Annotated in this window: 11 protein-coding genes; 6 read left to right on the top strand and 5 right to left on the bottom strand. The window is 56.8% G+C overall.

Annotated features, from left to right (window positions below; all coding sequences use genetic code 11):
- Positions 1 to 15 precede the first annotated feature (15 nt).
- The gene (argJ, locus tag E2F43_RS02190; RefSeq protein ID WP_133209234.1) at positions 16 to 1,242 is read left to right on the top strand and encodes a bifunctional glutamate N-acetyltransferase/amino-acid acetyltransferase ArgJ; all 1,227 of its coding nucleotides are present in this window, start codon (positions 16 to 18) and stop codon (positions 1,240 to 1,242) included.
- A 1-nt stretch (position 1,243) separates the two neighbouring features.
- Positions 1,244 to 1,639, top strand: a complete 396-nt coding sequence (gene mutT, locus E2F43_RS02185) for an 8-oxo-dGTP diphosphatase MutT (RefSeq protein ID WP_133209233.1) — start codon at positions 1,244 to 1,246, stop codon at positions 1,637 to 1,639.
- Between the two features lie 270 nt (positions 1,640 to 1,909).
- On the opposite strand, the gene coaE is transcribed toward mutT, so the two are convergent.
- The 4 genes from coaE to pilB are packed head-to-tail and all read right to left on the bottom strand — an operon-like array spanning position 1,910 to position 6,365.
- Positions 1,910 to 2,521, bottom strand: a complete 612-nt coding sequence (gene coaE, locus E2F43_RS02180; RefSeq protein ID WP_133209232.1) for a dephospho-CoA kinase — start codon at positions 2,519 to 2,521, stop codon at positions 1,910 to 1,912.
- On the bottom strand, positions 2,521 to 3,384 hold the full coding sequence (locus tag E2F43_RS02175) for a prepilin peptidase (protein ID WP_133209231.1): 864 nt from the start codon (positions 3,382 to 3,384) through the stop codon (positions 2,521 to 2,523). Before E2F43_RS02175 ends, coaE begins: the two co-directional genes overlap by 1 nt.
- An 8-nt stretch (positions 3,385 to 3,392) precedes the next feature.
- Positions 3,393 to 4,613, bottom strand: coding sequence for a type II secretion system F family protein (locus tag E2F43_RS02170; RefSeq protein WP_133209230.1), 1,221 nt, complete (start codon positions 4,611 to 4,613; stop codon positions 3,393 to 3,395).
- Positions 4,614 to 4,649: 36 nt separating this feature from the next.
- Positions 4,650 to 6,365, bottom strand: a complete 1,716-nt coding sequence (gene pilB, locus E2F43_RS02165; protein ID WP_133209229.1) for a type IV-A pilus assembly ATPase PilB — start codon at positions 6,363 to 6,365, stop codon at positions 4,650 to 4,652.
- A 688-nt stretch (positions 6,366 to 7,053) separates the two neighbouring features.
- Between pilB and E2F43_RS02160 the strand changes: the two genes are divergently transcribed.
- The 4 genes from E2F43_RS02160 to E2F43_RS02145 all read left to right on the top strand — a co-directional run bounded on the left by E2F43_RS02160 (position 7,054) and on the right by E2F43_RS02145 (position 12,389).
- Positions 7,054 to 7,536 (top strand): pilin, encoded by a 483-nt coding sequence (locus tag E2F43_RS02160; RefSeq protein WP_133209228.1) that lies wholly within the window; start codon positions 7,054 to 7,056, stop codon positions 7,534 to 7,536.
- A gap of 303 nt (positions 7,537 to 7,839) precedes the next feature.
- Positions 7,840 to 9,585, top strand: a complete 1,746-nt coding sequence (locus E2F43_RS02155; RefSeq protein ID WP_133209227.1) for a hypothetical protein — start codon at positions 7,840 to 7,842, stop codon at positions 9,583 to 9,585.
- An 11-nt stretch (positions 9,586 to 9,596) separates the two neighbouring features.
- Positions 9,597 to 11,513: a hypothetical protein gene (locus E2F43_RS02150; RefSeq protein ID WP_133209226.1), complete on the top strand. Its 1,917-nt coding sequence runs from the start codon at positions 9,597 to 9,599 to the stop codon at positions 11,511 to 11,513.
- Between the two features lie 3 nt (positions 11,514 to 11,516).
- Complete coding sequence (locus tag E2F43_RS02145; RefSeq protein ID WP_133209225.1) at positions 11,517 to 12,389, top strand: glycosyltransferase family 2 protein; 873 nt, start codon at positions 11,517 to 11,519, stop codon at positions 12,387 to 12,389.
- A 41-nt stretch (positions 12,390 to 12,430) separates the two neighbouring features.
- Here the strand turns inward: E2F43_RS02145 and E2F43_RS02140 are convergent, their stop codons facing one another.
- Entirely contained in the window at positions 12,431 to 14,611 is a 2,181-nt protein-coding gene (locus tag E2F43_RS02140; protein ID WP_133209224.1) for a malate synthase G, read from the bottom strand.
- Positions 14,612 to 14,731 lie beyond the last annotated feature (120 nt).

The raw sequence follows: 14,731 nt of genomic DNA, 5'->3' as shown, positions 1-14,731 counted from the left end.
GCGCGGAGTAGGCCCATGGCTGTAGGCGAAGACAAGCTGCCTGAATTGCTCCCTGTGCCCGGCGTTCGCCTGGCGACCGTGTCTGCGGGTGTCAAAACCGCGGGGCGCAGGGACCTGGTATTGATGGAACTGGCCCCCGGCAGCCACTGTGCGGGCGTGTTCACCGGCAATGCCTTTTGTGCCGCCCCGGTCACTGTCGCCAGGGAACACCTGTCCCGCTCAGCCGGCCAGCCGGCCTACCTGCTGACCAACACCGGCAATGCCAATGCCGGCACCGGTGAGCGGGGAATCGCCGATGCCAGGGCCTGCTGTGAGGCCGTTGCCGCGGCAACCGGAGTGGCGGCGAGCGCGGTGTTGCCCTTCTCCACCGGGGTGATCGGTGAGCTGTTGCCGGTGGATCGCATCAGCGCTGCCGTCCCCGGGGCCGTTGATAACCTGGCGGAAGACGGCTGGGCAGCGGCGGCCGAGGGGATTTTGACCACCGACACCCGACCCAAGGGCGCCAGTGTGCAATTCAGTTGCGAAGGCCGGGACTACGTGGTCACCGGTATCGCCAAGGGCGCCGGTATGATTCGCCCCAATATGGCAACCATGCTGGGTTACCTGGCGACCAATGCGGCAGTGGATGCGGCCCTGTTGCAGGGTATTCTCCGCGAGGCCGTCGATATCTCCTTTAACCGTATCAGTATTGACGGCGATACGTCCACCAACGACGCCTGTGTGCTGGTGGCCACCGGTGCGGCGGGTAACAGCGAACTTGCCAGCGCCGACGAGCCCTTGTACCGAGCACTGGCTGATGCCGTCGAAGAAGTCTGTGTGGCGCTGGCCCAGGGGCTTGTGCGCGACGGCGAGGGGGCCAGCAAGTTTGTGACCGTCGAGGTCAAGGGCGGCGTGTCAGAGGATGAATGCCTGGATGTGGCCTTCACCATTGCCCATTCGCCGCTGGTTAAAACCGCACTGTTCGCCTCCGATCCCAACTGGGGCCGGTTACTGGCGGCGATTGGTCGCGCCGGCGTGCCCGATCTCGATGTGAACAGGATCGGTGTTTACCTCAATGAGGTACTGATCGCAGAAAATGGCTGTCGCGCCGCCTCCTATACCGAAGAACAGGGTGTTGCAGCGATGGCACCGGAAGATATTGTCATCCGCGTCGAGCTCAATCGGGGTGACGTCAGCGCCAGTGTCTGGACCTCGGATTTCTCCTACGATTACGTGCGCATCAACGCCGAGTATCGCACCTGACATGAAACGGGTGCACGTCGCGGTAGGGGTGATTCTCGACGCCCAACAGAATATCTTGCTGACCCGGCGTCCGGAGCATGCACACCAGGGCGGTTTGTGGGAATTTCCCGGTGGCAAGGTCGAGCCGGGGGAGAGCCTGGCCGTCGCTTTATCCCGCGAGCTGCGCGAAGAACTCGATATCGAGCCGCTACGCACCTCGCCACTGATTGCAATCCGGCACGATTACGACGATAAATCGGTGCTGCTGGATGTGCACGTGGTGTGGGAGTTCAGCGGTCGACCCAGGGCGCTGGAGGGACAACCCATGGACTGGGTGCCGGTGGAGGCCTTGCTGGAGTACGATTTTCCTGCGGCGAATGAGCCGATTATCCCGGCCCTGCGGGCGCTGCTCCCTTAGGCTCCCTGAGCCCTTTCCGCCAATCCCGTCATTCCCGTCATTCCCGTCCTTCCCGCCATTCCCGCCATTCCCGCCATTCCCGCCATTCCCGCCATTCCCGTCATTCCCGCCAATCCCGTCATTCCCGTTCTTCCCGTTCTTCCCGTTCTTCCCGTCATTCCCGCGAAGGCGGGAATCCAGCGTCCTCTGAAAAAGGCTGGAATCAGCGCCCCCGGAAAGATGCCACTCAACCTCAGCATTTCCCCGCCCCGGAGGTGGCAGCCAGCGGGTTTACTGACTGGCTCCAAGTTCTGCCCGGGCCAGAAACTCCTTGTGTAACTCAGTGACCACCAGGTCCAGCTCCGCCAGCGATCTCGAGTTATCAATGACAATATCGGCCTGCTCCAGTCGCTCCTGGCGCTGCATTTGCGCGGCCATGATGCGCCTCACCTGAGCCTCATCATTGTCGTCCCTGGCCATGGTTCGCTGCAGTTGCACCTCCTCGGGTACATCCACCACCACGACCAGGTCGGCCAGCTGTCGCTGGCTGGTCTCCAGTAACAGGGGTGAGGCGAGAATCGCGTAAGGCGAAGTGGCCGCCCGCAATTGGTCCGCTATCTCCTGGCCGATCAACGGGTGGGTGAGTTGTTCCAGCCACCTGCGCTCGCTGTCGTCAGCGAAGACCTTCTGCCTGAGTGCAGCCCGGTCCAGGGAGCCGTCAGCCTGGAGGATATCGTCGCCGAAATGATCGGCGATGGCGGCGAGTGCCGGCCCGCCGGGCTCGACCACCACCCTGGCCGCCAGATCCGCATCAACGACCGCGATGCCTTTCTGCTCAAACCTGCGGGTCACCGCGGATTTTCCGCTGCCGATGCCGCCGGTAATGCCGATCACCAGTCCCATCAGTTGAAACCCGTGGCGCTGAAATAAGCGCTGGTGAGTGATTCTCCCCAGAGCATGGCAATCCAGCCGGCGGCGGCGAGGTAGGGGCCAAAGGGAATGGGGATGTCCCTGCCGCGTTTTTTGGCAACCATGAGGCCGATACCGACCACGGCACCCACCAGTGAGGACAAGAGGATAATCAGGGGCAGCGCCTGCCAGCCCAACCAGGCGCCAAGTGCGGCCAGTAGCTTGAAGTCACCGTAGCCCATGCCCTCCTTGCCCGTGAGCAGCTTGAATAACCAGTAGATGCTCCACAGCACCAGGTAACCGGCCATGGCGCCGATTACCGCATCGCCGAGGTCGGCGAACGTGCCGAAAATATTGAACAGCAAGCCCAGCCATAGCAGCGGCAGGGTGATGTCATCCGGCAGCAACTGGTGATCGATATCGATCATGGTCAGGGCGATGAGTGCCCAGGTGAAAAGAATGGCCCCCAGCAGGGCGGGGGAGGCCGGGTAAAACCAGGCCAGCGACAGGGTCAACAGGCCGGTAAGCAGTTCCACCAGCGGATAGCGCAGGGAGATCCTGATGCCGCAATTGGCACAGCGGCCGCGCAGCAGCAGGTAGCTCAATACGGGAATATTCTGCCAGGCCCGTATCGGTGCCTTGCAACCGGGGCAGTGGGAGTTGGGGAAAGCAAGGCCCAGCGCCTGCTCCTGTTTTTCCTGCTCCAGTTCCAGCAGCTCACAGCAATCCCTGCGCCAGCGTGACTCCATCATGATGGGCAGTCGATGTATGACCACGTTGAGAAAACTGCCAACCACCAGCCCCAGCGACAGCAGGCACAGGTAGAGCAGCCAGCTGTGCTGGTTTAGTACGTCCAATGTAAAGCCTAGATGACCGATCCGAGCATGAAGATGGGCAGGTACATGGCGATCAGCAGGCCGCCGACCAGCACACCCAGTATGGACATGATCAACGGCTCCAGCAGGGAGCTGAGGTTGTCCACCGCGTCATCCACGGCCTGTTCGTAATGATCGGCCACTTTGCTGAGCATGTCATCAAGGGCGCCGGATTCCTCGCCAATGGACACCATTTGCAGCAGCATGTTGGGAAACAGTCCGGTGGCCTTGATGGAGTTATAGAGGGTGGAACCGGTGGTGACATCGTCCTTGATCTGGCGGATCGCCTTGCTATACACCGAGTTGCCGGCCGCGCCGGCGGTTGATTCCAGCGCGTCAACCAGCGGCACGCCGGCTGCGAAAGTGGTGGCCAGGGTGCGCGAGAAACGGGCGATCACCGCGTCGTGCACAATGCCGCCGACGATCGGGAACTTTAGCGCCAACTGGTCCAGCCATTCGGAAAAGCGCACCGATCGGAACTTGAGTTCGCGGAACGCAAAGGCAATGGCAACCATCCCCAGCAGGGCGATAAACCACCACTCCTGCACGAACTCGGAAATATTGAGTACCCACTGGGTGAAGGCCGGCAGGTCGGAGCCGAAGTTCTGGAAGGTGCTGGCGAACACCGGGATTACCTTGATCAGCAGGATCAGGGTAACGACGACGGCGACCACCATGACCGCGATGGGATAAGTCATCGCCTTGCGGATCTTGGCCTTGAGGGCCTCGGTCTTTTCCTTGTAGGTGGCGACCCGGTCCAGCATGACTTCCAGGGTACCGGACTCTTCGCCGGAGGCGATCAGGCTGCAGAACAGGTCATCGAAGTGCCTGGGGTGTTTGGCCAGCGATGGGGCCAGCCCGGAGCCAGAGGCGACATCGTTCCTGATCTCGGCGACCAGGGTGCGCATGCGCGGCTTGTCCAGCCCGTCGCCCACAATCTCAAAGCTCTGCACCAGCGGCACGCCGGCTTTCATCATGGTAGCCAGCTGGCGGGTGAAAATGGCGATATCGGCGGCTTTGATCGCCTTGCCCTGGCCGGAGCCAAACAGTGGCTTGGGTTTTTTCTTGACGGTCTTGGGTTTGATGCCCTGTCGCCGCAGCTGCGCCTTGGCCATTGCGCTGCTGGACGCAGATATCTCGCCCTTGGAGTTGCGTCCGTTCTTGTCGACGCCGCTCCAGGTAAATACATCGTTGCCTGTTACCGTTGCCATAGTTGTTACCGCCCCTGTTCCAGTCCTTTAGTTATCTCAGTCCACCGTGATACGGTTGGCCTCTTCCAGCGAGGTGATGCCCTGCGCCACTTTGCGCAGGGCCGACGTCCGCAGGGTGTTAAAGCCCTCTCTGGTGGCCGCTTCCTGAATCTGAATCGAGTTACCTTCTTCCATAATGAGTGAGGCGATCTTGGGTGTTATGCGCACCACCTCGTAAATACCCACCCGCCCCTTGTAGCCGTCGTTGCACAGATCACAGCCCACCGCCTTCATGATCCTGGCGTCAGCGAGCTGCGCTTCGGAGAATCCCTCATTGATCAGTGTGTCGTGGGGGATCTCGTCGGCCGGTACCGCACATTCCTTGCACAGCCGGCGTGCCAGGCGCTGGGCGATGATCAGGTCAACGGAGGTGGCCAGGTTGAATGAAGGTACCCCCATGTTCAGCATGCGGGTAATGGTTTCGGCGGCGCTGTTGGTGTGCAGTGTGGACAACACCAGGTGACCGGTCTGTGCCGCCTTGATGGCGATTTCGGCCGTTTCCAGGTCGCGGATCTCACCGACCATGATGATGTCCGGGTCCTGGCGCAGGAATGAGCGCAGGGCCTCGGCGAAATTCAGGCCGACCTTGGGATTGACATGCACCTGGTTGATGCCGGCGAGGTTGATTTCGACCGGGTCTTCCGCGGTGGAGATGTTGCGCTCCGGGGTGTTGAGAATGTTGAGGCCGGTGTACAGGGAGACCGTTTTACCGGAACCGGTGGGACCGGTCACCAGGATCATGCCCTGGGGCTGGTTGAGGGCCTTGAGATACAGTTCCTTCTGCTCCGGCTCGTAACCCAGTGCGTCGATGCCCAACTGGGCGCTGCTGGGATCAAGGATACGCAGCACGATCTTCTCACCGAACAGGGTCGGCAGCGTGTTGACACGAAAGTCGATTGCCCGGTTGCGTGACAGCTTCATCTGGATACGGCCGTCCTGGGGAATGCGTCGCTCGGAGATGTCCATTTGTGACATCACCTTGAGACGGGCCGCCAGCCGTGCGGACAGATTACGGGGTGGCCTGACCATCTCCCGCAATACGCCATCGGTGCGGAACCGCACCCGGTAGTCGTGCTCGTAGGGCTCAAAGTGAATATCAGAAGCGCCCTGCTTGATGGCGTCTATCAAGACCTTGTTGACGAAGCGCACGATAGGCGTTTCATCAACCGCGTCGTTACCCTCGTCGGCATCGCCCTCGCCGGAGGAGACGTCGATGCCCTCGAGGTCTTCGGCGTCGATAGCATCAAGGCCATCGCTCAGGGTGTCCTGGGTGTCCACCCAGGTATTGATCATCTTGGTGAGTGCGCGCTCTTCCAGCAGCACCGCGTCAGTATTGATCCCGGTATGGAACTTGATCTCGTCCAGGGCCGCCAGGTTGGTGGGGTCGGATACGGCGATGAACAGCCGGTTCCCGCGGCGGAAGAGCGGCAGTGCGTGGTGCTTGATCACCAGCTCGACCTGTACCACCCCCTGGGGAATGACCGTCAGGTCGAAACAGGTGGCGTCGAACTGGGGAACACCAAACTCCTGGGAGGCGACCGCCGCCAGGCGCCGGCTGTCGACATTCTTCTTCTCCACCAGATAGCTGACCAGGGGCACCTGCTCCATGGACGCCTCGCGCTGGGCCTGGGAAGCCTCTTCCGCGGAGATCAATCCCTCGGCGACGAGCCTCCCCGCGAGGCCACTGAGTTGCCCTATACCCTTGTCATTCATCGGCGCTTACATTCCCCGGATGCAGGCCAGGCCTGCTCTCACTTTCCTTCAATTAACGAGTATAAACACTGGTTTGGGCGGCTCATAGCCCCTGTCAGGCTTTGATTGGGGAAATCTACAGGTTTTCCAAATAGAGCCTGGTCGGTCAGCGACTTGTCGTCATTTCGATTGCGAGCTGAATTGCACAGTTTGAGAGGGTCTCCTTGTGCAGGCGGGATTGACCTTCACCTTTACGTAATCCCCCATTGTCATACCCGCGTAGGCGGGTATCCAGGGCAATGTTGCCGTGTTCGTTTCCCCAGCCCCGGACGTCATCCCCGCGTAGGCGGGGATCCAGCGTCCTATATACGCTCTAACTCTACTGGATTCCTGTAGGCATGGCCTCGCCTGTGCAGGAAAATCGTTCCAGGCAAGTTTTCCAGGTTGGCTTCGGACAAAGCTGACAAAAATTGTCAGCTTGTGACAGTCGCGGCGGGGGTTGCCCTAACTTTTTCGCCCGGTCGAAAAATCAGCTAATCCTGTTTTTGTTTTCAAGTCATTGATATTAAAAAGGTAAATACACTTTGGCAGCGATCAGGTGAAAACTTGGCCCGATCTCTGCAGGTAGTCTCAGGCACACTGGCGACAGTGCGTTACCCCCGGGTGACGAGGTCCCATAAAGCAAACATTCTCAATGGAGTAGGGAAACATGAACATTCAGAAAACAGCTCAAAAGGGTTTCACCCTGATCGAACTGATGATCGTGATCGCGATCGTCGGTATTCTCGCGGCGATTGCACTGCCTGCCTACCAGGACTATATCGTCCGTTCCAAGATGTCAGAGCCGGCTGCGGCATTGGCTGAGGCGAAGACTTCGGTGTCGGAGTACTATGCTACAAATAACGCCATGCCAGCGGATAGTGATAAGGCTGGAATTCTGACCAATCCGAACAAGGATATTGTAGCTTCTGTGGTCTATAATTCAGCTAGTAACTTACCGATCATCACGGCTACAATCCAGCCAGGTGTCATTCCTGGCGCAGCCCCAACAAACCCCTACGGCTTCTCGCTTTCAGGCGCTACAGGCGGCGGAAACACTTTGAAGTGGGTGTGTAAGTCAGCGGCACAGAGCACACCAAAGGCGACAACTGTAGTTCCCTCAAAATACTTGCCTTCCAACTGCCGAAATTGATCGGTTTCGGTTGAGTAAAAAACCCGGCCCTTGGTCGGGTTTTTTTGTGATAGCCTCTCGAAAATGACCGCTTATAAATCTTTTTTGCTTTTCATCAGAACGAATGAACTGGTTTGTGCACTTGGCATTCTCGTCTTGTTTGTGACATTTGCATATTTCCCTGGGCTGTCAGGCCCGCTCATGTTCGATGACGGCCCAACTTTAACTTCAAATGTCCATTTAAGAGTTAGCGGAGAGTCTCTCGAGGAATGGCGAACTGCAACATTCAGTTCAGTCTCAGGCATTACCAGGAGGCCAGTCTCGATGTTTACGTTTGTCGCCCAGAACTTTGTGCATGGCGGAATCGAGGCTTTTTATTTAAAAAGTGTCAACCTATTGATACATCTAGGTGTTGCAGCGCTAGTCTACATCTTTGCACTGCAGGTTCTGGCCGTGTCTCATTTGTCCCTCTCGGTCAGTAACAAGCAGTGGGTAGCATTTATTGCCGTAAGTATTTGGGTTTTGGCACCTTTGCACGTATCAACGGTGCTTTATGCAGTTCAGCGAATGACGCAGTTAAGTGCGCTTTTCGTGCTCTCATCCTTAATCGTTTTCATGTTTAAACGCCGCAGGTGGGCTAGAAATGGGGCGACAATCGGAGATGTAGTTGCCACAGCGTTATGGTTATTTATGTTGATTTTTCTAGCTACTTTTAGCAAGGAAAATGGCGCGCTGGCCCTGTGGCTAATCACAGCTCTCGAGTTCACCCTGTTTAAGGGTGAATGGGCCGGCAGGAAAGTTCGCTGGCTAGAGAATTTAGGTGTTTTAGCTCTATGTTTCCCGCTCCTAGTTTTTTTCCTGGTTTTATTTTTCACCCCTCATGCTTTGCTATCGGGATACTATGGACGGGAGTTTACTGTTGAAGAAAGGTTGTTGACCCAAGCTCGGCTACTGTGGCAGTACGTCTTTTGGATAGTTCTACCTGATATTAATAGCATGGGCTTTCAGCATGATGATGTGGTTGTGTCTACATCACTCTTAGGGCCTGTTAGGACAGTTTTCGCAGTATGTTTTTGGGGCGTATGTCTGCTTAGCGCGATAATGCTAAAAGATCGACTTCCACTGTTTAGCCTCTCAGTGCTCTTTTATCTTATTGGACACTTTATGGAGTCAGGTATTTGGCCGCTAGAGATGGTTTATGAGCATCGCAATTATTTACCGAGTATCAGCTTGGCTATTTTTCTGGCGCTAGGCATATGGCTCACTGCACAGAGATGCAGAGGGTTAGTGCGTCCGCGGCTGATAATTTCTTCACTGTTGGTGCTCACTTTCACGGCACTCGCACTTCGTGTTTACACATGGGCAGATCCAATTCGCTTGAGTTCGACCAATGTACATAATCATCCAAACTCGTCGAGATCGCATTTCTTCTTGGCCGATGCACTTTTAGAAGAATACTCAAGACAGCGCGCGCTGGATCCCGAAAACCAACAAGTCAAAAAGTATTTGATAATGGCGAGACATCATCTTGAAGTTATGCATCAGAAAAACCCGCGAGACGTAGCAGCTTTAGTGCTGCTTCACTACATGGATAGCTATCACTTTCCAGCGTTAGGGTTGAACCACGACTGGATTGGTAAACTAAAGAATCTTTTGCTCTCTAGAAAGTTGCAGCCATCGGACTGGACAGCCTTGGATACGCTGGTGGACTGTATGTCGCGACAGTTGTGCGAAGTAAACCCCCGCAGTGCGCGACAATTTTTCGATATTCTTCATGAACGATTTCCCCGCAACTCGAGCATTGATCTTTTCGAGTATCGATACCTTTCTAGTGGGAACTGGTCAGTTAAAGAGAAATCAGCCCTTCTATATTCTGCACAAAAAAAAGACCCAGGTAATACTAGAGTTTATCAGCAACAAATATTGGAGCGTATCGAGATAGGGGATATGTCTGGGGTCTACGAATCAGTTCGGCATTGGCTGCTGACTGACCGCAAGCGTAGAGAGATATTGCAGATTAGTCGGTTGTTCGGTTCCTCTCAGTACGACATGACTTTAGACGAAACTTGACTGAGTAGAGCATGTTTGTGATGCAAACAAAGAGAGTTGCTAGTATTAAGGCTTATCTCTTCCTATCTGCCCTGGTGGCTTACGTAGCCTGGTTGTACGCTCCGGGTGTCAATGGCCCCTACCTCTTGGATGATTTTTCGAGCCTAGGGCACTTGCCAAACCTTGGGGAGCGACCCGAATGGTCATTTGATTACGCATTTGGAGATCAATCTGGCCTGCTTGGCCGCTTCGTATCCATGAGTACTTTTGTGCTCGAGGCTGCTATCTCTGACGACATCGTGGCTTCGGGCAAGCAATCCAATATATTCCTCCATGTTTTAACAGGAGTTCTTCTAGCCTGGTTTCTGGAATTGCTTCTGTCGTTTACTTCTGTGCGGAACGCCGGGTTGATTGCAGTGCCTTTTGCCGCCATTTGGTTGGTTGCGCCATTGCATGTAAGTACAGTTCTATATGTGGTGCAGCGCATGGCCATATTGGCCACCATGTTCTCTATCGCAAGTTTGATTTGTTACTTGTTATGGCGAAAGAGCCAGGTCTCTGGTCATGGTCACTCTCTGTACATGTTTGCTTGTCTCTTTTTTGGTGCGCTTGCTGTTCTTTCCAAGGAAAATGGGATTCTTTTCATTCCACTAATTCTTCTTTTGGAGCTTTTGTATCTGCAATTCGAAGGTGTGGGCGGTGATATCGACGCTCGCATAAAAAGGATTGTAGTTTTTTTGCTGGTCTTTGGTATCGCAGTTATGGTTCTCGTAGCCGTAATTAAGTGGGATTGGATACAATCTGGCTACAGCATAAGAGAGTTCACGCTTCAACAGCGAGTGTTAACTCAAGCGCGAGCATTGTGGGACTATGTGGGGCAATTCTATCATCCAGACATGTCTCGTTTAGGACTTTTCCATGATGACTACGAAGTTTCCAGCTCTGTATTGCAGCCTCTTTCAACACTAACCTCGTTGTTAGGTTTGGCGGTAGTGCTAGGTATTTTTCTGTTTTCTATTTCATTTAAAAGATGTCGTCGGCTGGTTTTTGGCCCTGTATTTTTTATAGTCGCGCACAGTCTAGAGTCTTCGATTCTCCCTCTGGAGTTGTATTTTGAGCATCGAAACTATCTGCCGTCAATCGGGCTGGTGATTTTACCTTTGGTGGTTTTCGTAGCATTGTTGCGTAAGTGGCCTGAGGTTGGCTCGCCCCTGCTGGTATGGGTTTGGATTTATGTGTTGTGGCTGTCTCTTCAAGCCAGCTCACAAGTGCAGATTTGGTCAAGTTCACCTCTACTAGCTATGCAGCATGTGAATGGCCACCCAGAATCAGCGAGGGCTAACAAAGAATATGCGTTTCAGCTCGCGTCCGCAGGGGCTGGAGATGGAGCGCTGAAGTATTCGCAGTTGGCTTTTGGTGTATCGCTCAAACATACCGCTGCTGCCGATGAATCTCATGGTGATTACGTGTTGAGAAATATTGCTCTTTCTTGTGTAGCTGGAAAACCTCTCTTTCAAGCTGAATATGAGAAGTTAGGCGCTGTGGAGCCTTCCCGTCCCCTGGGAGATGTGAATACGATGAGTACTGTTGTCAAGCTCAGGCAGGGCGACGTCTGCCCCGACTTCGACTGGGAAGGATTCCTGGATCACTTGGCCGGGCTATACCTGCAGACGTTTGACACAACCCTCGCCTCCGCCCAGATGTTCTCCGCCCTGGCCATGCTGGCCAACGCCCAGCAGCGTTGGGAGGACGCTTACCAGTACACCGAACGCTTCCTGGCGCTGTCCCCCGACAGCGTTCGCGGCATGCTGATGCAATTACACTTCAGCACCGCCCTGAACCGGCGCGAGCAAGCAGATAAGTTCATTGCCCGGTTGCAAAAGCTGCAGGATGCCGGGAAACTGAACCGCGGCGAGCAGGATACGCTGGCGCTTTATCTGGAGAACTGAAATTTGAACTTCTCGATTGTCATTCCGGCCAAAAACGAGGAGCAGGGTCTGGCATTGACCCTGCCGAAGCTGCGGGAGTCCTATCCCGACGCTGAGATCGTGGTGGTGAATGATGGCTCCAGCGATGGCACGGTGGCTGTTTGCCAGCAGTATGAGGTCACAGTGGTGTCTCACCCCTACAGCAAGGGCAATGGGGCAGCGATTAAATCCGGGGCCCGGGCCGCGCATGGCGATTATATTGTCTTTATGGATGGCGACGGCCAGCACGATCCTGCGGATGTCGAGAAGCTGCTGTACAAGCTGGATGAGGGTTGTTACGACATGGTGATCGGCGCCCGCACCGGGCGCGACGATCAGGCCAGTCTGGCGCGTTGGAGCGCCAACACGCTTTACAACCGGCTGGCCAGCTGGATGGTAAACAGCAAGATCGAGGACCTGACATCGGGCTTCCGCGCCGTTAAGCGCAAGAAATTTCTCAGCTTCCTTTACCTGCTGCCCAACGGATTCAGTTACCCCACTACCTCGACCATGGCCTTCTTCCGCGCGGGATACTCGGTCGGGTTTGTGCCGATCAAGGTGTCCAGGCGACTCGGCACGAGCCATATCAATGTGCTGCGTGACGGGGTCCGGTTCTTCCTGATTATTTTCAAGATCGGTACGTTGTACTCGCCACTGAAAGTGTATTTTCCGATGTCGGTCTTCGTGGGCGGTCTGGGTATCCTGAATTACCTGGTGGCCAACCTGACCTCGGGGCAGGTGCGTTTTACCAATATGAGCACGCTGCTGTTACTCACCGGGATGATTATCTTCCTCATCGGCCTGCTCGCCGAACAATTGACCAACCTGCAGTACAAGGACTCGGTTGAGGAGGAATAAAAAAGCCGGCAATCGCCGGCTTTGATCCGAACGGGCGGCGCTCAGGCGCCGTACTTCGCCTTCGCTTCCCGACGCCGCGCGTGCAGCACCGGTTCGGTGTAACCACTGGGCTGCTCTCTTCCCAGGAAGACCAGATCGCAGGCGGCCTGGAAGGCCACGCTGTCATCGAAGTTGGGCGCCATGTTGCGGTAGGCCGGGTCGCCGGCATTCTGCTCATCCACCACCACGGCCATGCGCTCCAGTGTCTCGCGCACCTGCTCTTCACTGCACACGCCGTGGCGCAGCCAGTTGGCCAGGTGCTGGCTGGAGATACGCAGGGTCGCGCGGTCTTCCATCAGGCCCACATGGTTGATGTCGGGTACCTTGGAGCAGCCCACGCCCTGGTCAATCCAGCGCACCACATAACCGAGGATGCCCTGGGCGTTGTTGTCCAGCTCCCGCTGGATGTCGTCAGCAGAAAGACCTGCCGCGCCTTTCAGCGGAATGGCGAGAATATCATCCAGCGAGGCCGGTTCACGGGTCTTCAGTTCTTCCTGGCGCTGGGCCACATTGACGTCGTGGTAGTGCATCGCGTGCAGGGTCGCAGCCGTGGGGGAGGGGACCCAGGCCGTGCTGGCGCCTGCCAGCGGGTGGCCGATCTTGGCCTTCATCATTTCCGCCATCATGTCGGGCATGGCCCACATGCCTTTGCCGATCTGGGCTTTGCCCTGCAGGCCACAGGCCAGGCCCTTGTCCACGTTCCAGTCTTCGTAGGCGTTGATCCAGGGCTCCTGTTTCATGGCGCCCTTGGGGGTCATGGCGCCCGCTTCCATGCTGGTATGAATCTCATCGCCGGTGCGGTCGAGGAAGCCGGTATTGATGAACACCAATCGTTCTCTGGCGATCCGAATGCACGCCTTCAGGTTGACCGTGGTGCGGCGCTCCTCGTCCATAATGCCGACTTTCAGGGTATTGCGTGCCAAGCCCAGGGCGTCTTCGATACGGTCGAACAATTTGCAGGTGAAGGCCACTTCGTCGGGGCCGTGCATCTTGGGTTTTACAATGTACACACTGCCTTCGCGCGAGTTGCGTGCGGCACCGGCGTCCTTGTTCAGGTCGTGGAGGGCGATCAGCGCGGTGAACATGCCGTCCATGATGCCCTCGGGTATCTCGTTGCCCCCGGCATCCAGGATCGCCTCGTTGGTCATCAGGTGGCCCACGTTGCGCACGAACAATAAGCTGCGGCCGGGCAGGGTGAGGGTGCTCCCGTCGGCAGCGGTGAACTCGCGATCCGGGTTCAGTGTGCGGGTGGTGGTCTTGCCGCCTTTGTCGAAACTGTCTTCGAGGTCGCCGCGCATCAGGCCCAGCCAGTTGCGGTAGACCACGACCTTGTCCTCGGCGTCCACTGCCGCCACCGAGTCCTCGCAGTCCTGGATGGTGGTCAGCGCCGCCTCCAGCACCAGGTCCTTGACCCCCGCGGCATCAGTGGCGCCGATGGGGCTGGCCGGGTCGATCTGGATCTCGATGTGCAGGCCGTTGTGGCGCAGCAGGATGCTCTCGGGCCCGTCCTCGCTGCCGCTGTAACCGGCGAACTGGGTGGGGTCCGCCAGTCCGGTGCTGTCACCGGTTTGCAGGGCAACCTGCAGTTGTCCATCGGCCACAGTGTAGGCCCTGGCCAGGGTGTGGTCGCCGGTCGCCAGCGGGCAGTGTTTGTTGAGGAAATCCCGAGCGTAGGCGATGACTTTATCGCCGCGCACCGGGTTGTAGGCTCCAGCGCGTTCAGCGCCGCCCTCTTCGGGAATCACATCGGTGCCGTAAAGGGCGTCGTACAGGCTGCCCCAGCGGGCATTGGCCGCGTTGAGGGCGTAGCGGGCATTCATCACCGGCACCACCAACTGGGGCCCGGCAAGGGTGGCGACTTCCGGATCGACATTCCCGGTGCTGATGGCGAAGTCCTCACCCTCCGGCAGCAGGTAGCCGATATCCTGGAGGAAGGCCTTGTACGCGGCCTTGTCGTAATCCGGCCCCGGATTGGCCCGGTGCCACTGGTCAATTTTCTCCTGCAGGTCCTCTCGCACCTGCAGCAGGGCGCGGTTTTCAGGCGCGAGGTCGGTCACAATGGCTTCCAGCGCCCGCCAGAAATCCTCGGGGTCGATACCGGTGCCCGGGGCAATGTCGTTTTCCAGTAGCTGGTGGAGTACGGTGGCGACTTGCAGGCCGCCCTTCTGGGTGCGATCGGTCATGTGCTGTCCTTGTAGAAACGGAGGCGGGGGCAGGTGCCCGCGATATCAGGGCAAATTCTAGGAGCAGGGGTAAGATTTAGCTAATTTATCGTTTTTATCACCGCCATTCCTGAGGTGAAT

It is taken from the genome of Seongchinamella unica (assembly GCF_004354085.1).
GTDB lineage: Bacteria > Pseudomonadota > Gammaproteobacteria > Pseudomonadales > Halieaceae > Halioglobus > Halioglobus unicus.
Note: the sequence above shows the minus strand (reverse complement) of the source record. Positions and strands in the feature narration are given on the sequence as shown.

Coding starts and splice junctions, on each gene's coding strand:
- argJ (WP_133209234.1), top strand. CDS start 16: ATGGCTGTAGGCGAAGACAAGCTGCCTGAATTGCTCCCTGTGCCCGGC.
- mutT (WP_133209233.1), top strand. CDS start 1,244: ATGAAACGGGTGCACGTCGCGGTAGGGGTGATTCTCGACGCCCAACAG.
- coaE (WP_133209232.1), bottom strand. CDS start 2,521: ATGGGACTGGTGATCGGCATTACCGGCGGCATCGGCAGCGGAAAATCC.
- E2F43_RS02170 (WP_133209230.1), bottom strand. CDS start 4,613: ATGGCAACGGTAACAGGCAACGATGTATTTACCTGGAGCGGCGTCGAC.
- pilB (WP_133209229.1), bottom strand. CDS start 6,365: ATGAATGACAAGGGTATAGGGCAACTCAGTGGCCTCGCGGGGAGGCTC.
- E2F43_RS02160 (WP_133209228.1), top strand. CDS start 7,054: ATGAACATTCAGAAAACAGCTCAAAAGGGTTTCACCCTGATCGAACTG.
- E2F43_RS02155 (WP_133209227.1), top strand. CDS start 7,840: ATGTTTACGTTTGTCGCCCAGAACTTTGTGCATGGCGGAATCGAGGCT.
- E2F43_RS02150 (WP_133209226.1), top strand. CDS start 9,597: ATGTTTGTGATGCAAACAAAGAGAGTTGCTAGTATTAAGGCTTATCTC.
- E2F43_RS02140 (WP_133209224.1), bottom strand. CDS start 14,611: ATGACCGATCGCACCCAGAAGGGCGGCCTGCAAGTCGCCACCGTACTC.